A 22,208-nucleotide genomic window follows, 5' to 3' on the forward strand; every position below is an offset into this window, starting at 1 on the left:
TGGCGATGGTCCGGCCCGGCCGACCCGGCCCTCCATCCGACTCGAAGCACAATCGAGTCGAGGCGGCCGCTCGAGGCCCCGAATAGGGGTCAGAATCCGGCGCAGGGCGCGGCGCCGAAGGCATCCGCGCCGAGCGGCCGGGTTTCGGGGACCGGGCTCCACGCCCCGCCCTCGGCGGCGTAGGACCACACGGACTCCCCGCGCACCAGTGCGTGCAGCGCCGAGATGAGCCGGTCCACGTGCTGCACGGTCGTCCCCACCCCGACGCTGGCCCGCAGCGCGGCGGGCAAGCCGAGCCGCTCGAGCAGCGGGTGCGCGCAGAAACGCCCGTCGCGGACCCCGATCCCGTGCTCCGCGGAGAGGTACGCAGCGACGTGCCCCGGCGCGAACCCGTCCACCGTGAACGCCACGATCCCCACCCCCTCCCCGCTGTCGGTGAAGATCCGCGGCTGCGCGACCCCGGGCACCCCGGCCAGCCCGTCCCGCAGCCGCTCGGTCAGCGCCCGCTCGTGCGCGACGAACCGCTCCTCGGGAATCGCGGCCAACGCCTCGCACGCCGCGGCGAGCGCCGCCGCCCCGAGCACGTTCGGCGACCCGCCCTCGTGCCGCTGCGGCGCCGGAGCCCACTCGGTCTCGGTCACCGAGACGGAGCGGACGGCCCCGCCCCCGGCCAGGTACGGCTCGGCCGTGTCCAGCCAGTCCCGCCGCCCGACGAGCACCCCGGACCCGAACGGCGCGTAGAGCTTGTGCCCCGAGCACACCAGGTAGTCGATCCCGGTGTCGCGCAGCGAGATCCGCCGGTGCGGCGCCAGCTGTGCCGCGTCCACCAGCAGCCGCGCCCCGCAGCGGTGCGCGATCTCGGCCAGCTCGCGCAGCGGGAGCAGCTCCCCGGTGACGTTGGAGGCGCCGGTGACGGCGAGCAGCGCGGCAGGCTTGCAGCACAGCTCGGCGACGAGCCTGCGCAGCGTCTCGGCTACGGTGTCGGCCGCGGTCACCACCCGGCGCCCGCCCGCGAGCCAGGGCAGGAAGTTGGCGTGGTGCTCGATGTCGAGCACGACGGTGTCGCCCGGCACGCAGCCTGCCAGCAGGTTCAGCGAGTCGGTTGTCCCGCGGGTGAAGACCGTGACCTGGTCGTCGGCGGCGTCGAAGAAGGCGCCGACGGTGCCGCGCGCGCTCTCGTAGCAGTCGGTGGAGACCCGGGAGGCGTAGCCGGCGCCGCGGTGCACGCTGGCGTAGTACGGCAGCAGCGCGGTGACCCGCTCGGTCACCGCGGCGATGGCGGGGGCGCTCGCGGCGTAGTCGAAGTTCGCATAGCCGACGGTGCCGCCCTGCACCAGCGGGACGGCGAGGTCGTCACCGGAGGTCGCCGCGAGCGGGGCACAGGTCGGTTCGAGAACAGCGGTCATCACGTCATCCCAACGTTCGGGGACCCGCAACAGCGATGTGCCGAGTCCGCGCTTGCCGCGTCCGGTCGGACGACGGCCCGGTCGTCACCCGGAGCACCCCACCGCGGAGGAGGGTTGCCGACCAGCAAGCCGGGGCTGAACGCTGGTACTCATGACCTGCCGAAAAGACTGACAAAGCCACGCCCGGGTTGTCAAGGGCGGATCCGGCGAAGATCACAGCCCGCCCGCGGCGCGCACCCCACCAGGCAGGAGTCGCCGGATGAACGCCGGATGAACAGCGACGCACCCGCTCGACCAGCGCAAATGCCGGTCCGGCCGAGTACCGTGAACAACCGGTCGCCGGCGGGTTCGCCCGCTGGTAACCCGAACATGACAGAACGAGCGGGAAGTGTGGGCACATCGATGAAAGGTGGTGGGGACGTCATGGTCCGACCACAGCTCCATCCGGAGGAACTCGATTCCGCAGCCATCGGCTCGGCGCCGCCCGGCACGGCCACGCTCCCCGACCCGCTGCGCCGCGGCGCGCTCGCCGCGCCCCCGCGCACGCTCGTCGACATCGTCACCGCTACCGCCCAGGAATTCCCGGACGCCGCCGCCATCGACGACGGCGAGACGGTGCTCAGCTACCTGGAACTCGTGGTCGAGATCGAGGCGGCGATGAACCGGCTCGCCGAGGCCGGGGTGCGGCGCGGTGACCGCGTCGGCATTCGGCTACCTTCCGGCAATCGAGAGTTGTACGTCACCATCCTCGCGGTGCTCTACGGCGGCGCTGCCTACGTCCCGGTGGACGCGGACGACCCGGAGGAGCGCGCCCGGCTGGTCTTCGGCGAGGCGAAGGTGGCGGTGATCGTCACCGCCGACGGCATCCTGCCCGGCACCCGCGATGCCGCCGAGGCGCCCGCCGACGACAGCGGCTGGGCCGACCTGCCCACCCCCGACGACGACGCCTGGATCATCTTCACCTCCGGCTCCACCGGCACCCCGAAGGGCGTCGCGGTGACGCACCGCAATGCCGCCGCCTTCGTCGACGCCGAGCACAACCTCTTCCTGCCGGACGACCCGATCGCCCCCGGCGACCGGGTGCTGGCCGGCCTCTCGGTCGCCTTCGACGCCTCCTGCGAGGAGATGTGGCTGGCCTGGCGCAACGGCGCCTGCCTGGTCCCGGCCCCGCGCGACCTCGTGCGCACCGGCGCCGACCTGGGCCCGTGGCTCATGCGGCGCGGCATCACCGTGGTCTCCACCGTCCCGACGCTGGCCGCCACCTGGCCCGCGGAGGCGCTGGACGGCGTCCGGATGCTCATCTTCGGCGGCGAGGCGGTACCGCCGGAGCTGGCCGAGCGGCTCGCCCGCGACACCGACCGCGAGGTGTGGAACACCTACGGCCCCACCGAGGCCACCGTCGTCGCCTGCGCGGCCAGGCTGACCGGCGAGCCGCCGGTGCGCATCGGGCTCCCGCTGGACGGCTGGGACCTGGTGGTGGTGAACGCCGATGGCGAGCCGGTGCCGGAGGGCGAGACCGGCGAGCTGGTGATCGGCGGCGTCGGCCTGGCCCGCTACCTGGACCCGGCCAAGGACGCGGAGAAGTACGCCCCGCTGCCGACGCTCGGCTGGGACCGCGCCTACCGCAGCGGCGATCTGGTGCGCAACGACCGCGCGGGCCTGGTCTTCCTCGGCCGCGCCGATGACCAGATCAAGCTTGGCGGCAGGCGGATCGAGCTCGGTGAGATCGACAACGCGCTGCAGCACCTGCCCGGCGTCACCGGGGCGGCCGCCGCCATCCGCACCACCAAGGCGGGCAACAAGGTCCTGATCGGCTACCTGACCGGCCCGGACACCGACTACGACCTGCGCGCCGCCCGCGCCGCGCTGGCCGGGCAGCTGCCCGCGCCGCTGGTGCCCCGGCTCGCCATCGTCGACGACATGCCGACCAGGACCTCGGGCAAGGTCGACCGCAACGCCCTGCCGTGGCCGCTGCCGAACGCCGCCGAGGACGACCCGGAGAACGAGCTCACCGGCACCGCGCTCTGGATCGCCGGGATCTGGGACTCGATCCTCGGCGCCGAGATCACCGGTTCCGACGTCGACTTCTTCGACCTGGGCGGCGGCTCGCTTGCGGCGGCACAGCTGGTCACCGCGCTGCGCGAGCGCTACCCGACGGTCGCCGTCGCCGATATCTACGACCACCCCCGGCTCGGTGCCATGGCCGAGCTGCTCGACCAGAGCACGCCCGCGGTCGCCGTCGTCGACCGCACGGTCCGCCCGACCCCGCGGCGGGCGCAGCTCGCCCAGGTGCTCGCGACCGTCCCGCTCACCACGCTGACCGGGCTGCAGTGGCTCACCTGGCTCGCCATCGTCGGCAATGTGGCGGCGTGGTCCGGCTCGCTGCCGTGGCTGCCCGCGCTCTCCTGGTGGTGGACGCTGATCGCGTTCGTGCTCTTCATCTCCCCGCCCGGCCGGATGGCCCTCTGCGTGGTCGGGGCGCGCACGCTGCTCGCCGGGCTGCGGCCGGGCAGCTACCCGCGCGGCGGCTCGGTGCACCTGCGGCTCTGGGCCGCGGTCCGGCTCTCCGAGGCCTCCGGCGCGGAGAATCTCTCCGGTGCGCCGTGGATGGTCCCGTTCGCCCGCGCGCTCGGCGCCAAGATCGGCCGCGGCGTCGACCTGCACAGCCTGCCGCCGGTCACCGGCATGCTCGAACTCGGCGAGGGCTGCAGCGTCGAGCCCGAGGTGGACCTGGCCGGGTACTGGATCGACGGCGACGTCGTGCACATCGGCCCGATCGTGGTCGGCGCCGGCGCCGTCGTCGGCTCCCGCTCGGTATTGCTGCCCGGTAGCAAGATCGGCCGCGGCGCCGAGGTGGCGCCCGGCTCCGCCGTGGCCGGAAAGGTCAAGGCCGGGCAGGAGTGGGCCGGCTCGCCCGCGGGCAAGGTCGGCAAGGCCAGGCACCGCTGGCCGACGCAGCGCCCGGACCGGGCGCCGCACTGGGTCGCGATCTTCGGCGTCACCTCGATGGGGCTCGCCGCGGTGCCGATTCTCGGCCTCACCGCGGGCGGGCTCTTCCTGGCCTGGATGATCCGCGACACCAGCACGCTCGGCCAGGGCGCGCTGCGCGCCTTCCTGCTGCTGCCGCCCGCGGTGCTGCTCAGCCTCGGCGTCTACGCGGCGATCACCATCGTCGCGGTGCGGCTGCTCGCCATCGGGCTGACCGAGGGGTACCACCCGGTGCGCGGCCGGGTCGGCTGGCAGGTCTGGTCCACCGAGCGGCTGCTCGACGGCGCGCGCACCTTCCTCTTCCCGCTCTACGCCAGCCTGCTCACCCCGATCTGGCTGCGGCTGCTCGGCGCGAAGATCGGCAAGAGCGTCGAGGCGTCGACGGTGCTGCTGCTGCCCAAGTTCACCACCGTCGCGGACGGCGCCTTCCTCGCCGACGACACCATGATCGCCGGCTACGAGCTGGGCGGCGGCTGGCTGTACATCGGCGAGGCCAAGGTCGGCAAGCGCGCCTTCCTCGGCAACTCGGGGATGACCGCGCCGGGCCGCCGGGTGCCGAAGAACAGCCTGGTCGCGGTGCTCTCCGCGGCGCCGTCGAAGGCGAAGGCCGGGTCGTCCTGGCTGGGCAGCCCGCCGGTGCGGCTGCGCCGGGCCGCCGAGAACGCCGACACCACCCGCACCTTCGACCCGCCGCCGCGGCTGCGGCTGGCCCGCGCCGCCGTCGAGACCTGCCGGCTGATCCCGGTACTCGTCACCTTCGGCATCGGGCTCGGCGTGCTCTTCGGCCTCGCCGCGCTGGCCCGCACCGTGGGACACCTGGCGACCGCGCTGCTCAGCGGTATCGTGCTGATGATCGCGGGCGCGGTGGCAGGCGGCATCGCGGTGCTCGCCAAGTGGCTGTTGGTCGGCCGGATCGGGCGCGACGAGCACCCGCTGTGGAGCTCGTTCGTCTGGCGCAACGAGGTCTCCGACACCTTCGTGGAGACCGTTGCCGCGCCCTGGTTCGCCAGGGCCGCGACGGGTACCCCCGTGATGATCCTGTGGCTGCGCGGACTCGGTGCCACGATCGGCCGCGGAGTATGGTGCGAGTCCTATTGGCTGCCGGAGGCCGACTTGGTGACGCTCGGTGACGGCGCGACGGTGGAGCGGGGGTGCGTGGTGCAGACCCACCTCTTCCACGATCGGATCATGGCGATGGACACCGTCGTGCTCGAGGACGGCGCCACCCTCGGCCCGCACTGCGTCGCGCTGCCAGCCGCCACCATCGGGGCGGGCGCCACCGTCGGCCCGGCCTCGCTGGTCATGCGCGGCGACACCGTCCCCGCCTCCACCCGCTGGTGGGGCAACCCGATCGCCCCCTGGTACCTGAACGATCCTGGGACGGTGTGATGGGCGGCAAGTTCTACGACGCCCCCATCGACGAGTACCTCCCGCAGAACGGCAACCGGGGCTACCGCGTCTCCCGGTACGAACTCGAGCTCGGCTACCGGGTGGCGGGCAACCGGCTCACCGGCCGGGCCGTGCTCACCGCGGTCACCACCGAGGTCCGCGACCGCTTCGCGCTCGACCTCTCGCAGGCCATGCGGGTGACCAAGGTGCTCGTCAACGGCGTCAAGGCCGCGCGCTACGTGCACCAGCACCACAAGCTCGTCGTCACCCCGCAGCAGAAGATCCCGGCGGGCGGCGTGCTCACCTTCACCGTGCAGTACGGCGGTACACCGCGGCCGGTGCGCGGGCCGTGGGGCGAGGTCGGCTGGGAGGAGCTCACCGAGGGCGCGCTGGTCGCCAGCCAGCCGAACGGCGCCGCCTCCTGGTTCCCCTGCGACGACCACCCCAGCTCCAAGGCCAGCTACCGCATCGCGATCACCACCGACTCGCCGTACTACGCGCTCGCCAACGGCACCCTGGTCGGCAAGCAGACCAAGGCCAGCCAGACCACCTGGATCTACGAGCAGCCCGAGCCGATGGCCGGGTACCTGGCCACCATCCAGATCGGGCACTACCGCAGGCACCGGATCGGCCCCGCGCACGCGCCGGTGCCCATGGACGCCGTCGTGCCGACCCGGCTGCGCGCCGCCTTCGAGCACGACTTCGCCAGGCAGCCGTGGATGATGGAGCTGTTCACCGAGCGCTTCGGCCCCTACCCGTTCGCCGGCTACACCGTCGTCGTCACCGACGACGAGCTGGAGATCCCGATCGAGGCGCAGGGCATCTCGATCTTCGGCGCCAACCACTGCGACGGCAGGCGCAGCGCCGAGCGGCTGGTGGCGCACGAACTCGCACATCAGTGGTTCGGCAACAGCGTCACCATCCGGCAGTGGCGCGACATCTGGCTACACGAGGGCTTCGCCTGCTACGCGGAGTGGCTCTGGTCCGAGGAGAGCGGCGGCCCCGGCGCCGACCGGATGGCCCGCGCCGCGCGGCACAACCTGGCCAGGCAGCCGCAGGACATCGTCGTCGGCGACCCCGGCCCGGCCCGGATGTTCGACGACCGGGTCTACAAGCGCGGCGCGCTGGCGCTGCACGCGCTCCGGCTCGAACTCGGCGACCGCGCCTTCTTCGCGCTGCTGCGCGAGTGGACCACCCGCTACCGGCACTCCTCGGTGATCACCGAGGAGTTCACCGACCTGGCCGGGCACTACACCACGCTCCCGCTGCGCCCGCTCTGGGAGTCCTGGCTGCACAGCGCGCCGCTCCCCCAGCTGCCGCCGCTCAGCGGGGTTCAGGGCGCCAGGTAGCGGGCGGCCAACTCCTCGACCAGCGGGTCGTCGTCGGCCACCGCGTCGAGCTCGAGCAGATCGGTGCGGACCGCGTTCTGCCTGGTGTCGTCGTGCTCCGGGTCGGGGGTGCCGTCCTCCGCGAGCTGGCGCTCCAACTTGTGCCGGATCCGGGATTTCAGCGTGTCGCTCATACCGGTGGCCTTCCCGCCACGGGGACCGCGAATCTAGACCGGGGTGAGCCAGCCACCCCACGGCGAGTTGCGCAGCACGGTGTAGAGCGTCATCACCCCGAGGAACGCCAAGAGCATCCACCGCTCCAGCCCCGGCACCCGCACCGCGTCGCCGCGCCAGGCCCTTCGGGTCCAGTCGGCGACCCACAGCACGAAGGCGAGCACCAGCGGCAGCACCAGGATATTGCTGTGCAGCGAGCCGAGCAGGTCGCCCTCGGTGAGCAGGTGCGTGCCGCGCAGCCCGCCGCAGCCGGGGCAGTACCACCCGGTGAGCGCGTAGACCGGGCACACCCCGTAGGAGCCTTCGACGTGCGGATCGCGCACATGCAGCAGCACGGCCGCGCCGATCCCGGCGCCCGCGACGGCCAGCGGCGCGAGCACTCCGAGCCGGCTGCGGGTAGCGGTAGTCACGGCTTCCAACGGTAGCGCACCGGATACCCGAAGATCGGCCACCGTAACGGCCCGACGGTTTTGGCCGGATCTCACAAAGAAGCCGCTTTCATCGTGCGCAATATATCTGCTGTCCAAAACACGAATCGGGCTCCGAAATCCGGGTATAAAAGCTGCAAGAGCGAGGATTTCCGCAGTGCGGCGCTTGCTCTGGCAAGCACTCTGCTTGCAGCGTATGGTGTGCCGTTAGACACAAAGGAGTGCTCGCATGCTGGTCAAGTCGATGCGGACGGTCGCCGGTTTACGCGGCGCCGAGCCCCTCACCGCCGCCTACCGCGCCGGGCTGCGCTCGCGCACCTACGGCTCCGCCTCGCTGAACCGGCCCGCCGCCGACCCGGAGGTCTTCCCGGTCACCACTGTCGACGGCGCCAGACTCCGGGTGCACGCCTACGGCCCCGCCGATGCCGACGCGATCGTGCTGATCCACGGCTGGAGCTGCTGTATCGAGTACTGGAACCCGCAGATCAATGCCTTCGCCGAGAACTACCGCGTGATCTCCTACGATCAGCGCGGCCACGGCGACAGCGACCTCGGCCGGATCGCGCCGAGCGGCGAGACCCTCGCCGACGACCTCGCCACCGTCCTGGACGCCACGCTGCGGCCGGGCCGGAAGGCGCTGCTGGTCGGGCACAGCATGGGCGGCATCACCATCCAGGCCTGGGCGCAGCGCTACCCCGAGCAGGTCGCCCGCCGCGCGGCGGGCGTTATCCTGGCGAACACCGCCTCGAAGGACATCGCGAACGAGACCGACCTGCTGCCGCTGCTGAACAAGCAGCTCTCGGTGGGCGGCAACCCGCTTACCCTGCTCGGCGCCGCCGTCCGGATGCCCATGTTCCTGGCCGAGGCGCTGCTCTTCGCCCCGGTACCGGTGCCGGACGTCTGGCCGGTCGGGCTCGCACTCAAGCACCGGGTGATGACCAGCAGGGCCACCGACGAGCAGGTCTCCTTCGCGCTCGGCGTCGTCCGCTCCTGCCGCCCGCTCTCCCGCGGCCTGCACGCCGCCGCGCTCGCCGAACTCGACCTCGGCGAAGCCGCCGCGCACCTGGCCGCGGTGCCGACCACGGTCATCGCCGGCGAGCACGACCGACTGCTGCCCGAGCGGCTCTCCCGGCCCATCGTGCAGCACATCGTCAAGGCGGGCGGAACGGTCGACTACCAGGTGTGGCCGACCGGGCACCTCGGGAACGTCGAGGAGGCCGAGCGGTTCAACGCGGAGATCGCCAGGATGGCGGGGATGTCGCGCGGGGTCGCGGCGGTGGCGGGCTGACCGCTTTTCCCGAAGCCGAGGTCGCGGTCCGCTGGGGCCGCACCGGTGATCACTGCTTCCCCGCGGCCGCCGAAGTGGACGGCCGGTGGTGGGTGGCGCGGCTGAATCCGTTCCCCGACCACGAGATGTACACCCTGTTCGTCGACGGCGAGGTGCGGTTCGACTTCACCGAGGTTCCGGAGGCGTGGCTCGGGTTTCGCGCCGGTCTGCGCAGGGTGAATCGCTGGTCGGCGCGGCGTGCGCTCGCGCCGCTGCGCGAGTTCGCCGTCTACGGCAGTGAGGTCGGGCGGCCCTGCGACGACCCGTTCTGCTGCGGTTAGCCGCTTCCCTCCCGGACGTCCCTGCCTTCTTCGGCGAACGCCTTGAAGTCCCGCATGTGCTGCTGCGACTGCCTGCGGAAGGAACCGGGCAGCAGCCGCCCGAGCAATCGGATCAGCCGGCTGTCGAACCGGTACTCGCTCTCGCTCTCCCAGTGCGTCGCCTCGGGACCGGCCTCGGTCAGCCGATCCCGCACGGCGCTCCACATGCCAGCGCCGACGATCTCCCGGTCGAAGTGCACGACCACCTCCGCGGGGATGTCCCGCAGCTCCGCCGGTTCCCGGCGGGTGATCGTCTCGGTGCACTCGACCTCGCGATTACCCGTCCGCAGCACCACCCGCGACTCGGTTCCGAGCTCCCCGTGCACCCCTTTCACCGGCTCGTGCCGCACCACCCCGCGCAGCCACTTCGGGATGTGCACCGGGTCGGCCAGCAGCTGAGCCACCCGCTCCCGCGGCAGCGCGATCTCGATCGAGTTGGTGTACTTCACGGGCCGGATCATATTTCGAGAACGTGATTCTCTTCCAGCTCGGCCCCTTGCGCGCGTCACACCAGCGCAAACGCAACAGCAGGTTGACTGGGCAGCACCCTCGTGGAAACCTGTAGTTCCAAAATGAGAATATAATTCTCACAAGGAGGGACTACGCATGGCCAAAGCGCTTGCGGCAGAGGTGTCGACCTGGCCCGAGGACAACCCGCAACTGATCGGGAGCCGGTGCGGCACCTGCGCCGCCACCACCTGGCCGCGGCAGTCGCGCTGCCCGCGGTGCAGCGGCCCGGAGATGACCGATCTGCTGCTGCCCCGGAGCGGGACCCTGATCGCCTGGACCACGCAGGGCTTCGTCCCCAAGCTGCCCTACGCGGGCAAGGAGAACGCTGACAGTTTCCAGCCGTTCGGCGTCGGGCTGGTGCAGCTCGGCGAGGACGTGCGCGTCGAGGCCAGGCTCACCGAATCCGACCCCGAGGTGCTGCGCTTCGGCATGGACGTCGAGCTGACCTTCGTCCCGCTGTACACCGACGACGCCGGTGAAGAAGTCATGACCTGCGCCTTCCAGCCGGTTCAGTGAGGAGAGACAGATGAACGACGTCGCCATCATCGGCGTGGGGCTGCACCCGTTCGGCCGCTTCCAGAAGACCGCCATCGAGCTCGGCGCCGAGGCGATCCAGCTCGCGCTCACCGATGCCGGGGTGCAGTGGAAGGACATCCAGTTCGGCTTCGGCGGTAGCTACGAGGTGAGCAACCCGGACGCCGTCACCCGCCTGGTCGGGCTCACCGGCATCCCCTTCACCAACGTGTTCAACGCCTGCGCCACCGCGGCCAGCTCGATCGAGCAGACCGCGGAGGCCATCCGCTCCGGCCGCTACGACATCGGCATCGCCGTCGGCATGGACAAGCACCCGCGCGGCGCCTTCACCGACGACCCGGCCAAGCTCGGCCTCCCGTCCTGGTACGCGGAGAACGGCCAGTTCGTGACCACCCAGTTCTTCGGCATCAAGGCCAACCGCTACATCCACGAGCACGGCATCTCGCAGCGCACCCTGGCCAAGGTCGCCGCCAAGAACTTCCGCAACGGGGCGCTCAACCCGAACGCCTTCCGGCGCAAGCCGATCTCCGAGGACGACATCCTCAACTCGACCATGCTGAACTACCCGCTCACCCAGTACATGTTCTGCTCCCCCGACGAGGGCGCGGCGGCGGTCATCATGTGCCGCGGCGACCTCGCCGCCCGCTACACCACCAAGCCGATCTACCTGCGCTCCAGCGCGATCCGCACCCGCCGCTACGGCGCCTACGAGGTGCACAGCACCTGGGCCGCCATCGACGAGGACGTCTCGCCCACCGTCTACGCCTCCCGCGCCGCCTTCGAGACGGCAGGCGTCGAGCCGGGCGACGTCGACGTCATCCAGCTGCAGGACACGGACGCCGGTGCCGAGATCATCCACATGGCGGAGAACGGCTTCTGCAAGGACGGGGAGCAGGAGAAGTTGCTCGCCGAGGGGGCGACCGAGATCGGCGGGCGGCTGCCGATCAACACCGATGGCGGGCTGCTCGCCAACGGGGAGCCGATCGGGGCCTCCGGGATCCGGCAGGTGTACGAGATCGTGCAGCAGTTGCGCGGGAACGCCGGGGATCGGCAGGTGCCTGGGAATCCGAAGGTGGGGTTCGCGCAGGTCTACGGTGCGCCGGGTACCGCGGCGGCGTCGGTGCTGACTACCTGAGTTCGTCGAGAACAAGTTCGGCCCGGTCGTACGCGACCGGGCCGAATTCGTGCTTGGGTGAAAGAATATCCAGCTGTTGAGCCGCCTGCGAGAATCGAACTCGCGACCTTTTCATTACGAGTGAAGCGCTCTACCGACTGAGCTAAGGCGGCGTGCCTTTCGGCCAGGGCAGTCTATCGTCCCGGCCCTGGATCACGAAAACAGGTGGTCACTTCGTTTGGGCCTCGATGAGCGTGGCGACCATGGCGGCGACCGCGAAGCGCGGTTTGACGTTCAGGTCGAGCGCTTCGCGGCAGGCGAGGACGGCTTCGACGGAGCGGAGCAGCCCCTCGGGGGAGACGCGGTGGGCGAGGTCGTGGATGGGGTCGCTGAGGTCGGGGTGGGTGAGCGAGACGCCGGTGCGGACGGCGCCGAAGCGGACGGCGATGGCGTCGCGGTAGACGCCTGCGATGTCGATCAGGGTGCGGTCGAGTGCGTCGCGGCCGGTGCGGGTGGCGCGGGATTTCTGGCGGCGTTCGAGGTCTTTGAGCACGCCGGCCGAGCCGCGGGTGGCGCCTGCGGAGCCCTTGCCGGTGCCGCCCGCGCCGAGTGCGGTGGCGAGTTCGTCGCGCTCCTGCTCGTCGCGGTCGGCGCTCATCTCCTTCGCCTCGTCGTCGGCGGCTTTGACCAGTTCGTCGGCGGCGGTGTAGCCGTTGCCGCGGCCGACGGCGCCGACGAGGGCGAGCGACTTCTTGCGGCGGGCCCGCGCCTCGGGGTCGGTGGCGAGCCGCCGGGCGCGGCCGACGTGGCCGCCGCTCACCGAGGCGGCCCAGTCGGCGGCGTCGGCGGGGAGGCCGTCGCGTTCCTTCAGTACCTGGGCGATGGCGGGCACCGAAGGGGTCACCAGGTGGACGTGCCTGCAGCGGGAGCGCAGTGTGATGGAGATGTCCTCGGGGTCGACGGTGGGGGCGCAGAGCAGGAAGACGGTGCGCTCCGGCGGCTCCTCGACCGCTTTGAGCAGGGCGTTGCCCGCCCCCTCGGTCAGCCTGTCGGCGTCCTCGACGACCACAACCTGCCAGCGGCCGGTGCTCGGCCTGCGGGCGGCGATCTGCACGATGTCGCGCATCTCCTTGACGCTGATGCTGAGCCCCTCCGGCACGATCCGGCGCACGTCGCCGTGCGTGCCCGCGAGCACGGTGGTGCAGGCATGGCAGTGGCCGCAGCCGACGACCCCCGGCGTCGTGCACTGCAGGGCGGCCGCGAAGCACACAGCGGCCACCGACCGGCCGGAGCCGGGCGGGCCGGTGAACAGCCAGGAATGCGTCATGGCGCCGGACATCCGGCCCTCGCGGGCCGCGGTCGCGGCGGCGGTCAGCTCGGCCTCGACCGTTTCCTGCCCGACCAATCGATCGAAGACTCCCGCCACGGCGACCACCCTAGCCGGGGCCACCGACGCCGCGCCCCCACACGGCGGTCAGCCAGACGGCGCGCGCGGCGGCGAGCGCGCGCTCGACCGGAACGTCGGCGGCGGGCACGCTCTCCTGCCGCAGCACCCCGATCGTCATGCTGAACAGCGCCGTCACCAGCGCGGGAATGTCGTCGACCGGCGGGGCGGCGCGGCCGGAGGCCACCTGCCCCTCGACGAAGCCGACCAGTTTGCGCACGAAGGCGCCGATGAAGTCGTCCCACATGGCGCTGAGCTGCGGGTCGCTGTCGCGCGCCTGCACGCAGGCGTTGAGCAGCGCGGCGTGGCGCTGCCAGACGGCGACGGCGGCGTCCAGCATGCGGCCGGTGAAGGCGGCGGGGGCCTCGGCGGCGGCGAAGGTGCTCAGCTCGGCGGTGGCCTCGTCGACCTCGGACCACACCTGGGCCAGCGCCGCGGCCACGACGGTGTACTTGGACTCGAAGTAGAAGTAGAAGGCGGGCCGGGAGACGCCGGCCCGGCTCGCGATCCGGGCCACCGAGAGCTCCTGGATCGGCACCGAGCCGAGCAGCTCGGTGACCGCGTCGATGATGGCGGCGCGCTGCTGGTCGCCGCGGCTCGGCGCCCGGCGATCGCCGCGGGTGGCGCGCTCCGGCATCGCTGCTCCTTCGGATCGGGTGCCACCGAGCATACGGTTATTGACGGTGTGTCAGATTTGCTGACACACTGTCAGCCATGACCGAGCGTTCTTTCCCGGGCCGCCGCTGGGTCGGCGGCCGCACCATCGCCCGCCGGATGGCGGAGCTCGACCCGGTGCGGGACCACGAGGAGCTGACCCGGCTCACCGTCGAGGTGCGCTACGGCGACAAACTCTTCGTGCACGCGGCCTACCTGGTCGCCTTCGCCAGGCAGGTGGCGGTGCCGTCGATCGCGCGCACGGTCTACCGGCGCGGCACCGGCGACCTGATCCGGGACGTGCGCAGGCGCAACGACCACACGCTCGTCTTCTTCGGCGAGATGCTGCGGCACGGGCACACCGGGGAGCGGGGGCGGGCCGCCATCGATCGGATGGAGGCCATCCACAGCCGGTTCGGCATCGGCCACGACGAGAAGCTGTACACGCTCGCCTCGCTCGCGTTCGAGGGCGAGCGGATCGCGGGGAACCTCGGCCTGGATCCCTTCACCGACGCGGAACGCGTTGCGCAGTACCACTTCTGGCGCGGGGTCGGCGAGCGGATGGGGCTGACGGTGCCGGAGACCGCGGCGGCGTTCCAGGGTTGGGCGCTGGCGTACGAGCGGGCGCACTACGGGCACACCGAAGGCGGCCGGGCACTGGTCGACCAGCTCTTCGCCGACTGGCGGGCCCGCTGGTTCCCTGGCCCGGCCGGACACCTCGGCGACGGCGTGCTGCGGCTGCTCATGGACGACCACCTGCGCGCGACCCACCACCTCGCCGCACCGCCGCGCCCGCTCACCGCGCTCGCCCCGACGGCGCTGCGCGGGTACCTGGCGGTGCAGGCGGCCCGGCCACACCGCCCGGAGCGCTCCTGGGTCGACCACTTCGCCGACCCGGGCGCGCTGGACATCGCCGCCTACGGCCACCGGCCCACTCCGGCGTAGCGACCGAGCTACTCGCTGACGCTGCGCGCGGCCGTCTTCTTCGCGGGCGCCTTCTTGGCCGGCGCCTTCTTCACGGCCGACTTGGCCGCGGCCGTTTTGGTCGCGGTCGCCGCCGTCTTCTTGGCGGGCGCCTTCTTGGCCGGAGCCTTCTTCGTCGCGGTCTTCTTGGCGGTCTTCTTCACCGGCCCGCGCGCCCGCCGCTCGGCGAGCAGCTCGGCGGCGCGCGCATCGCTGATGCTCTCGACCTCGTCGCCCTTGCGCAGGCTGGCGTTGGTCTCGCCGTCGGTGACGTACGGGCCGAAGCGCCCGTCCTTGATCACCATGGGCTTCTCGGTCACCGGGTCGGCGCCGAGTTCACGCAGCGGCGGCGTGGCCCCGGCCTGCCTGCCGCGCCGCTTGGGCTCGGCGTAGATCTTCAGCGCGTCCTCCAGCGAGACGGTGAAGATCTGGCTCTCGTCGGCGAGCGAGCGGGAGTCGGTGCCCTTCTTCAGGTACGGCCCGTAGCGCCCGTTCTGCGCGGTGATCTCCTCGCCGGAGGCGGGATCCTTGCCGACCACCCGCGGCAGCGAGAGCAGCTTCAGCGCCTCGTCGAGGGTGACGGTCGCGGGATCCATCGACTTGAAGAGCGAGCCGGTGCGCGGCTTGGCCGCGGCGGGCTTCTTCGCCGTCTTGGTGGCCTCGGTCTTCTCCGGGGCGGGCAGCAGCTCGGTGACGTACGGGCCGAACCTGCCCTCCTTCGCCACGATCTCGTGCCCGGACTCCGGGTCGGTGCCGAGCGAGCGGCCCTCCTGCGGGGTCGCGAAGAGCTTCTCGGCGAGCTCGGGGGTGAGCTCGTCCGGGGGCAGGTCGTCGGGCAGGTTGGCCCGCTGCGAGACCGGGTCGCCCTCCGGATCGTCCGGGTCGGTGACGAGCCGCTCCAGGTACGGGCCGAACCGGCCGACCCGGACCACGACGTCCCGGTCCTCGTCGTCGCGGAACAGGACGATCGAGTTGACCTCGCGGGCGTCGATCTCGTCCAGCCGCTCGCCGACCATCCGCTTCAGCCCGCCGGAGCGCGCGACCGAGCCCTCGGCCCCGGTCTCGCCGCCGAAGTAGAAGCCGGACAGCCAGTCGCCGCGGCGCTCCCTGCCGCCGGCGATGGCGTCCAGGTCGTCCTCCATGGCGGCGGTGAAGTCGAAGTCGACCAGCCTGCCGAAGTGCGCCTCGAGCAGCCCGATCACCGCGAACGCCACCCAGGACGGGACGAGCGCGCTGCCGCGCTTGTAGACGTAGCCGCGGTCGAGGATGGTCTTGATGATCGAGGCGTAGGTCGACGGCCTGCCGATGCCGAGCTCCTCGAGCGTCTTGATCAGCGAGGCCTCGGTGTAGCGGGCGGGCGGGTTGGTGCTGTGCCCGTCCGGGTTCAGCTCGACCGCGGTGACGGCCTGGCCCTCGGTGAGCGAGGGCAGCCTGGACTCGGCGTCGTCGGACTGGCCGCCCGCCTCCTCGTCCACGCTCTCCACGTACGCCTTGAGGAAGCCGGCGAAGGTGATGGTGCGGCCGGAGGTGGAGAACACGCACTCCTCGCCGGTGCCAGCGTGCCCGGTGACCCGGACCGTCAGCGTGGTGCCCTTGGCGTCGGCCATCTGCGAGGCGACGGTGCGCTGCCAGATCAGCTCGTAGAGCCGGAACTCGTCGGTGTCCAGCCGCGAGTGCAGCTGACCCGGGGTCGAGAAGGTGTCGCCGGAGGGGCGGATCGCCTCGTGTGCCTCCTGCGCGTTCTTCACCTTGCGGGTGAACTGCCGCGGGGTCGGGTGCACGTACTCGGCGCCGTAGAGCTGGGTGGCCTGCGCGCGCGCGGCGGCGATGGCCGACTCGGAGAGCGTCGTCGAGTCGGTGCGCATGTAGGTGATGTAGCCGTTCTCGTACAGCCGCTGCGCCACCCGCATGGTGCGCTCGGAGGTGAAGCGCAGCTTGCGCCCGGCCTCCTGCTGCAGCGTCGAGGTCATGAACGGCGGGTACGGCTTGCGCGTGTACGGCTTGGACTCGACCGAGCTGACGGTCAGGTCGACGCCGTCGAGCGCCTCGGCGAGCCTGCGCGCGTGCGCCCCGTCGAGCACGACGACCCCGGCGGCCGACTTGAGCGCGCCGCTGGAGTCGAAGTCGCGGCCCGAGGCGACCCGGGCGCCGTCCACGCCGACCAGGCGGGCGCCGAAGATCCGCGGATTGCTCGCGGCCTCCTGCTCGCCCGCGTCCAGTTTGGCGGCGATATCCCAGTACTCGGCCGAGCGGAAGGCCATCCGCTCGCGCTCGCGGCGCACGATGACCCTGGTGGCCACCGACTGCACCCGGCCTGCCGAGAGCCGGGGCATGACCTTCTTCCACAGCACCGGGCTGACCTCGTAGCCGTACAGCCGGTCCAGGATGCGCCTGGTCTCCTGCGCGTCGACCAGGTCGCTGTCCAGATCGCGGGTGTCGGCGGCGGCGGCGCGAATGGCGGGTTCGGTGATCTCGTGGAAGACCATCCGGCGAACCGGAATCTTCGGTTTGAGCGTCTCCAGCAGGTGCCAGGCGATGGCCTCGCCCTCGCGGTCCGGGTCGGTGGCGAGGTAGAGCTCGTCGGCGTCCTTGAGCAGGCTCTTGAGCTCGGTGACCTTGGACTTCTTGTCCGGGCTCACCACGTAGATGGGCTCGAAGTCGTTGTCGACGTCGACGCCGAGCCGCGCCCACGGCTGCCCCTTGTACTTGGCCGGCACGTCGGCGGCGCCGCGCGGCAGATCCCTGATGTGGCCGACCGAGGCCTCCACCGTGTAGTTGCGGCCCAGGTAGGGGGCGATCTTCCTGGCCTTGGTCGGGGACTCCACGATCACGAGACGACGCAGGGGCCGGCCCTGGTCGGCTGTACCGCGGTCTCGTGTTGCCACCGGCGACTCCACACCTTTCGTTCTCTACCCGCACGGCGCGTATGCGCCCGGCGCGGCTGCAGTGGGCGGCGCGGGACGACCGTCGCCACCAGAGACGTTTATACCCTCGGCCTGCACACCGCGAGCGCGGTGGAAATACCGAGCGTACGACCTCTCAGCGGTTCAGTATGCACCGAACCACGAGCGCGATGCGTCCGCGCCGGACACGCCGGCCCTGCGAGCACCCCCCTGAGCAGGGTCCGCGACGGACCCGGACCTCCCCCGGAAACGGCTTCGTCCCTCACCTCCGTCGCCGGTGGTGAGGGACGAACGCTGATGCGTGGCTCAGCTGAGCGCGCGCACTCCGGTGGCCTGCGGGCCCTTGGTGCCCTGACCGACCTCGAATTCGACCTTCTGGTTCTCCTCGAGGGTACGGAAGCCCGCCCCCTGGATTTCGGAGTAGTGGACGAAGACGTCAGCGGAGCCGTCTTCGGGCGCGATGAAGCCGAACCCCTTCTCCGCGTTGAACCACTTCACAGTTCCCTGTGCCATTCTGTTCCTTCTCTTTCTTACCCGGAACGGCGGACAACTGGTTCGTCCACCGGGCCCGTTGAGACCGCTGTACTGTTGGTTTCCCCCTGCAGGAAAGCCCGAGCACACCGTTCGCAACTCGATCCTGCTGACGGTTTGGACTTTGGATCCGTCCCTCGAACACAGAAGCTTGCGACCAGGAACCAGTGAACCATGTCCCTCACGAATTCAACAGCCGAGTTACCAGTAATTTGCAAAAAACTTGATCTTGCGAATGCGCAGGTGCGGAACCCATTGGCGAAATCCATACTTCGGGTCGGTTTGCCGCACGATAACCAAGTCCGAGTACGGCAAACGGGCTGTGATGCAGGTCGCTATTTGGTATCGAATACACCCTCGACGGCACGCCGATACACACTGATCACAGCGCCGGAGGCCGGAAGGGGCGGTTACGCGTGAGTAGCAAGCAGCCTGGGGCGTGCGCGGCGCCGGAATTGCCGCTGTCCTATGGTCGATCGTTGCTCAACCGTGTTCTGGTCAATGGTCCAGAATTCGACGGGCAGTTGACGCACGTGGCGGAGCTGCCCGCGCGGCCCGCGGCGCCGGATTCCTGGCCGGAATGGGCTCCGCCCGAGGTCATCGCCGCTTTCCGGGAGACCGGGGTGCCGGAGCCGTGGCGGCATCAGCGGCGGGCGGCGGAGCTGGCCTTCTCCGGCGCCGATGTCGTGCTGGCGACCGGCACCGCGTCCGGCAAATCGCTGGCCTATCAATTGCCGGTGCTCAGCACCCTGCACGACGACCCGCGGGCCACCGCGCTGTACCTGGCCCCGACCAAGGCGCTCGGCGCCGACCAGCTGCGCGCGGCGGGCGCGCTCACGCACGCCGGCGCGCTGCGCGAGGTGCACCCGGCCACCTACGACGGCGATACGACGCCCGAGGTCAGGCAGTGGGTGCGGGCCAATGCGCGCTGGATCTTCACCAACCCGGACATGCTGCACCTGAGCGTGCTGCGCTCGCATCAGCGCTGGGCGCGGCTGCTGCGCGGGCTGCGCTATGTCGTGGTCGACGAATGCCACGCCTACCGGGGCGTCTTCGGGTCGCACGTGGCGCTGGTGCTGCGCAGGCTGCGGCGGCTGGCCGCGCGCTACGGCGCCGACCCGACCTTCGTGCTGTGCTCGGCCACCGCCGCCGACCCGGCGGCCGCGGCGTCCCGGCTGATCGGGCGGGAGTGCGCGGCGGTGACGGAGGACGGCTCGCCGAGCGGTCCGCGCACCATCGCGCTCTGGGAGCCGCCGCTGCTTACCGGCGTGACCGGGGAGAACGGGGCGCCGGTGCGCCGTTCGGCCACCGGAGAGGCCGGCCGCTTCCTCGCCGACCTGGTGCTGGAGGGCGCCCGCACGCTGGCCTTCGTTCGCTCCCGGCGAGGCGCCGAGGCGACCGCGCTTGAGGCCCGCAGGCTGCTCGCCGCGGTCGATCCGGAGCTGGTGGGGCGGGTGGCGGCGTACCGGGCCGGGTACCTGCCGGAGGATCGCCGGGCGCTGGAGGCGGCGCTCTCCGAGGGGGAACTGCTCGGGGTCGCGACCACGAACGCGCTGGAGCTGGGCGTCGACATCGCGGGGCTGGACGCCGTGGTGATGTCCGGCTTTCCCGGCACCGTCGCCTCTTTCCGGCAGCAGGCCGGGCGCGCGGGGAGGCGCACGCAGGGTGCGCTCGTCCTGCTCGTGGCCAGGGACGATCCGCTCGACACCTACCTGGTGCACCACCCGGAGGCGCTGCTCGGCAAGCCGGTGGAGGCGACGATCACCGACCCGCGCAACCCCTACGTCCTCGGCCCGCACCTGCTCTGCGCGGCCTGTGAGCTGCCGCTCACCGAGAACGAGATCGACGCGCTCGACGCCCGCGCCGTGGTCGCCGAGCTGGCCGCCGACGGGCTGATCCGGCGGCGGCCGGGGCGGACCGCCGACGAACCCGCACGCTGGCACGTGACCGCGGGCAGCCAGCCGCACGACGGGGTGGATGTGCGCGGCGGCATCGGCGATCCGGTGGTGATCGTGGACAGCGAGACCGGCAGGCTGCTCGGCACCGCCGACGCCGGACGGGCGCTCGCCACCCTGCACCCCGGCGCCGTGCACCTGCACCAGGGCGAGACCTTCGAGGTGGAGGAGCTCGACCTGGACGAGGGCGTCGCCTTCGTCCGGGCGGAGGATCCCGGGTGGACCACGCACGCCAGGCAGACGACATCGATCGCGGTCGTGCACACCATCGACCAGCGGATTTCCGGTCGCGTGGTGGCGTCGCTCGCCGAGGTCCGGGTGACCGGGCAGGTCGTCGGCTACCTGCGCACCCTGGCCGACGGCACCGTGCTCGACCTGGTCGAACTCGCCATGCCGGAGCAGATCCTCCCCTCGATCGCGGTCATGTACACGGTGACCCCCGCGCTGCTGGGCGCGGCGGGGATCGTCGACGTCCCCGGTGCGCTGCACGCCGCCGAGCACGCCGCCATCGGGCTGCTTCCGCTCGTCGCGACCTGCGACCGCTGGGACATCGGCGGGGTCTCGGTGGCCGAGCATCCGGACACCGGGCTGCCGACGGTGTTCGTGTACGACGGGCAGCCGGGTGGCGCCGGCTTCGCCGAGCGGGGGTACGCCGCCCTGGAGCGCTGGCTGGCGGCGACCAGGGATCTGATCATCGCCTGTGAGTGCCTGGCCGGGTGTCCGTCCTGCGTGCAGTCGCCCAAGTGCGGGAGCGGGAACCATCCGCTGGACAAGGACGGCGCTGCTCGGCTGCTCGGTGCGGTACTGCGGGAGATCACCGGCGCAACGCCGATCCGTGACGGCGGCGACGCCGCCTCGTGACCGCCCCGCCACCGGCGCTGGGTCGAAGCTCGTCGTGCTCGCCCCAGCCGGTCGCCGAGCGGCCGCCGAGGCGCTCGATGGAATAAAAAGGATAGGTTTCAGGTTAACTGGGCTATTGCCACGTCACCCAATTGCGGCCGATTGGTTTATTTCGTTCTGTTTCGATTGGTTCTCCGCACATTAGTGGGAGCCTTCGCATTTCCCGCAGAATCGCGATTAATTCACTCTGATTGCGACGATCCCGAGGGTTGCGCAATAGCGCATCGTGATCACTCGATCTTGTCCGTCGGACCGGCGCGAGCAGCTGCGCTGGCGAATCGTGCACCGAACAGACCTAGCGGTATTCGCAGCTCCGCGACGACGGTCACATCCCATTGATCGACGGTGCACTCGCGCAGCCGGGTGCCCGCTCGCGCCGCGAGCTCGTCGGCCGCCGCGCAGCCTGCCACCGGCCCCTCGAGCAGCGCGCCCGCCGCCGCCAGCGCGGCCAGGTCGGCCGCGGACTGCACCCGGTGCCTGGCGGTGACGGCGGCGCCGAGTTGAGCGATCATCGCGGTCACCGCCAGCAGGGCGAGCAGGGCGAAGCAGGCGATCACCGTCGCGCTGCCCCGCTCACGGTGGGCGCGCACGGCCTGTGCGGGCGTGTCGCCACGCTCGCTCGGAGCGGTCACCGGCGCACGGGCGCGCCCGCTGTGCGCCGGGACAGTTGGCACACTCGCGCTGACGTGCGGCTTCACCGGCCCGCCTCCGGCTCGACGGCTGCGACGGCCTCAGCCCGCAGCCGCAATCCGGGCAACAGCGGCACCGATGCTGTGACCTGCGCGACGACCAGTGCGCCGTCGTGCCGCAGCGTGATCTCGGCGCCGGTCGGGGCGACCTGTCGTGCTGCGGCTTCGGCCTGCGGCCGGTCGCCGCGGGCGGCGAGCCGGGCGGCCTCGCGGGCGGCGTCGACACAGCGGACCTGTGCCGACGCCGCGAGCAGGGCTCCGAGGCAGAGGGCGACCACCGCGACCAGGGTCGCGATCGCGATGGCCGCCTCGACGGTGACGGCGCCGCGATCGCCGCGGAGCGGGCCGGTCAGACTGTCGTCCGCAGTGCCCGATCGATGATGCCGGTGAGCGCGTCCACGATATTGTCCCCGGTCACCACGGTGAAGAGCACCGCCCCGAAGGCCGCGGCGGCGATCGTCCCGATGGCGTACTCGACGGTCGACATGCCGTCGTCGGCGCCGAGTGCGTGCCGGAGCCGCTCGCGCAGCCCGGCCCTCTCCGATTCGGTCATCCCTCTCCCCTTCCTGTCCGGCGGGCGCCCCGCGCGCC

Annotated in this window: 19 protein-coding genes, 1 tRNA gene and 1 riboswitch; of the genes, 8 read left to right on the forward strand and 12 right to left on the reverse strand. The window is 71.6% G+C overall.

Going from position 1 to position 22,208, the window contains the following annotated elements:
* Positions 1-89 precede the first annotated feature (89 nt).
* Positions 90-1,406, reverse strand: coding sequence for an aminotransferase class V-fold PLP-dependent enzyme (locus ACFUJ1_RS32350; protein ID WP_378651122.1), 1,317 nt, complete (start codon positions 1,404-1,406; stop codon positions 90-92).
* Positions 1,407-1,449: 43 nt separating this feature from the next.
* A riboswitch (SAM riboswitch) is annotated at positions 1,450-1,563 on the reverse strand.
* A 266-nt stretch (positions 1,564-1,829) separates the two neighbouring features.
* Here ACFUJ1_RS32350 and ACFUJ1_RS32355 point away from each other — a divergent pair.
* Complete coding sequence (locus tag ACFUJ1_RS32355; protein ID WP_378651123.1) at positions 1,830-5,783, forward strand: Pls/PosA family non-ribosomal peptide synthetase; 3,954 nt, start codon at positions 1,830-1,832, stop codon at positions 5,781-5,783.
* On the forward strand, positions 5,783-7,132 hold the full coding sequence (locus tag ACFUJ1_RS32360) for a M1 family metallopeptidase (protein WP_378651124.1): 1,350 nt from the start codon (positions 5,783-5,785) through the stop codon (positions 7,130-7,132). The genes ACFUJ1_RS32355 and ACFUJ1_RS32360 overlap by 1 nt, the downstream gene beginning before the upstream one ends.
* Here the strand turns inward: ACFUJ1_RS32360 and ACFUJ1_RS32365 are convergent.
* Together ACFUJ1_RS32365 and ACFUJ1_RS32370 are read right to left on the reverse strand one after the other, a co-directional pair.
* A complete protein-coding gene (locus ACFUJ1_RS32365; protein ID WP_378651125.1) occupies positions 7,117-7,305 on the reverse strand; it encodes a hypothetical protein in 189 nt (62 codons plus the stop codon). The two genes, ACFUJ1_RS32360 and ACFUJ1_RS32365, sit on opposite strands and share 16 nt — an antisense overlap.
* Before the next feature lie 33 nt (positions 7,306-7,338).
* Positions 7,339-7,755: a DUF2752 domain-containing protein gene (locus tag ACFUJ1_RS32370; protein WP_378651126.1), complete on the reverse strand. Its 417-nt coding sequence runs from the start codon at positions 7,753-7,755 to the stop codon at positions 7,339-7,341.
* Between the two features lie 247 nt (positions 7,756-8,002).
* Between ACFUJ1_RS32370 and ACFUJ1_RS32375 the strand changes: the two genes are divergently transcribed.
* Both ACFUJ1_RS32375 and ACFUJ1_RS32380 read left to right on the forward strand, forming a co-directional pair.
* Positions 8,003-9,061, forward strand: a complete 1,059-nt coding sequence (locus ACFUJ1_RS32375) for an alpha/beta fold hydrolase (RefSeq protein WP_378651127.1) — start codon at positions 8,003-8,005, stop codon at positions 9,059-9,061.
* A 92-nt stretch (positions 9,062-9,153) separates the two neighbouring features.
* On the forward strand, positions 9,154-9,381 hold the full coding sequence (locus ACFUJ1_RS32380; protein WP_378651128.1) for a hypothetical protein: 228 nt from the start codon (positions 9,154-9,156) through the stop codon (positions 9,379-9,381).
* Here the strand turns inward: ACFUJ1_RS32380 and ACFUJ1_RS32385 are convergent.
* Positions 9,378-9,869, reverse strand: a complete 492-nt coding sequence (locus ACFUJ1_RS32385) for an SRPBCC family protein (protein ID WP_378651129.1) — start codon at positions 9,867-9,869, stop codon at positions 9,378-9,380. The two genes, ACFUJ1_RS32380 and ACFUJ1_RS32385, sit on opposite strands and share 4 nt — an antisense overlap.
* A 157-nt stretch (positions 9,870-10,026) precedes the next feature.
* Between ACFUJ1_RS32385 and ACFUJ1_RS32390 the strand changes: the two genes are divergently transcribed.
* A complete protein-coding gene (locus ACFUJ1_RS32390; protein WP_233015635.1) occupies positions 10,027-10,446 on the forward strand; it encodes a Zn-ribbon domain-containing OB-fold protein in 420 nt (139 codons plus the stop codon).
* Positions 10,447-10,456: 10 nt separating this feature from the next.
* Positions 10,457-11,599, forward strand: coding sequence for a thiolase family protein (locus ACFUJ1_RS32395; protein WP_378651130.1), 1,143 nt, complete (start codon positions 10,457-10,459; stop codon positions 11,597-11,599).
* 79 nt (positions 11,600-11,678) lie between these two features.
* Here the strand turns inward: ACFUJ1_RS32395 and ACFUJ1_RS32400 are convergent.
* The 3 genes from ACFUJ1_RS32400 to ACFUJ1_RS32410 all read right to left on the reverse strand — a co-directional run bounded on the left by ACFUJ1_RS32400 (position 11,679) and on the right by ACFUJ1_RS32410 (position 13,659).
* Positions 11,679-11,751, reverse strand: a tRNA-Thr gene (locus tag ACFUJ1_RS32400).
* A gap of 56 nt (positions 11,752-11,807) precedes the next feature.
* Positions 11,808-13,004: a DNA polymerase III subunit delta' gene (locus tag ACFUJ1_RS32405; protein ID WP_378651131.1), complete on the reverse strand. Its 1,197-nt coding sequence runs from the start codon at positions 13,002-13,004 to the stop codon at positions 11,808-11,810.
* Positions 13,005-13,014: 10 nt separating this feature from the next.
* Entirely contained in the window at positions 13,015-13,659 is a 645-nt protein-coding gene (locus ACFUJ1_RS32410) for a TetR/AcrR family transcriptional regulator (RefSeq protein ID WP_378651132.1), read from the reverse strand.
* 77 nt (positions 13,660-13,736) lie between these two features.
* Here ACFUJ1_RS32410 and ACFUJ1_RS32415 point away from each other — a divergent pair, with 77 nt between their 5' ends.
* Positions 13,737-14,621 carry an oxygenase MpaB family protein gene (locus ACFUJ1_RS32415; protein WP_378651133.1) on the forward strand — a complete coding sequence of 295 codons (885 nt, stop codon included), beginning with the start codon at positions 13,737-13,739 and terminating at the stop codon, positions 14,619-14,621.
* 8 nt (positions 14,622-14,629) lie between these two features.
* On the opposite strand, the gene topA is transcribed toward ACFUJ1_RS32415, so the two are convergent.
* Positions 14,630-17,524, reverse strand: a complete 2,895-nt coding sequence (gene topA / locus ACFUJ1_RS32420) for a type I DNA topoisomerase (protein ID WP_378651134.1) — start codon at positions 17,522-17,524, stop codon at positions 14,630-14,632.
* Positions 17,525-17,848: 324 nt separating this feature from the next.
* Positions 17,849-18,055 carry a cold-shock protein gene (locus tag ACFUJ1_RS32425; RefSeq protein ID WP_067648074.1) on the reverse strand — a complete coding sequence of 69 codons (207 nt, stop codon included), beginning with the start codon at positions 18,053-18,055 and terminating at the stop codon, positions 17,849-17,851.
* 497 nt (positions 18,056-18,552) lie between these two features.
* Here ACFUJ1_RS32425 and ACFUJ1_RS32430 point away from each other — a divergent pair, with 497 nt between their 5' ends.
* Positions 18,553-20,889 (forward strand): DEAD/DEAH box helicase, encoded by a 2,337-nt coding sequence (locus ACFUJ1_RS32430; protein WP_378651135.1) that lies wholly within the window; start codon positions 18,553-18,555, stop codon positions 20,887-20,889.
* 269 nt (positions 20,890-21,158) lie between these two features.
* Here ACFUJ1_RS32430 and ACFUJ1_RS32435 read toward each other — a convergent pair whose 3' ends face one another.
* The 3 genes from ACFUJ1_RS32435 to ACFUJ1_RS32445 all read right to left on the reverse strand — a co-directional run bounded on the left by ACFUJ1_RS32435 (position 21,159) and on the right by ACFUJ1_RS32445 (position 22,170).
* Positions 21,159-21,560, reverse strand: a complete 402-nt coding sequence (locus tag ACFUJ1_RS32435; protein ID WP_378651136.1) for an Rv3654c family TadE-like protein — start codon at positions 21,558-21,560, stop codon at positions 21,159-21,161.
* A gap of 62 nt (positions 21,561-21,622) precedes the next feature.
* Positions 21,623-21,970, reverse strand: coding sequence for a TadE family type IV pilus minor pilin (locus ACFUJ1_RS32440; protein ID WP_378651170.1), 348 nt, complete (start codon positions 21,968-21,970; stop codon positions 21,623-21,625).
* A complete protein-coding gene (locus ACFUJ1_RS32445; RefSeq protein WP_378651137.1) occupies positions 21,967-22,170 on the reverse strand; it encodes a DUF4244 domain-containing protein in 204 nt (67 codons plus the stop codon). Before ACFUJ1_RS32445 ends, ACFUJ1_RS32440 begins: the two co-directional genes overlap by 4 nt.
* Positions 22,171-22,208: the final 38 nt, after the last annotated feature.

This window comes from Nocardia sp. NPDC057227 (assembly GCF_042669725.1).
Classification (GTDB): Bacteria; Actinomycetota; Actinomycetes; order Mycobacteriales; family Mycobacteriaceae; genus Nocardia; species Nocardia asteroides_A.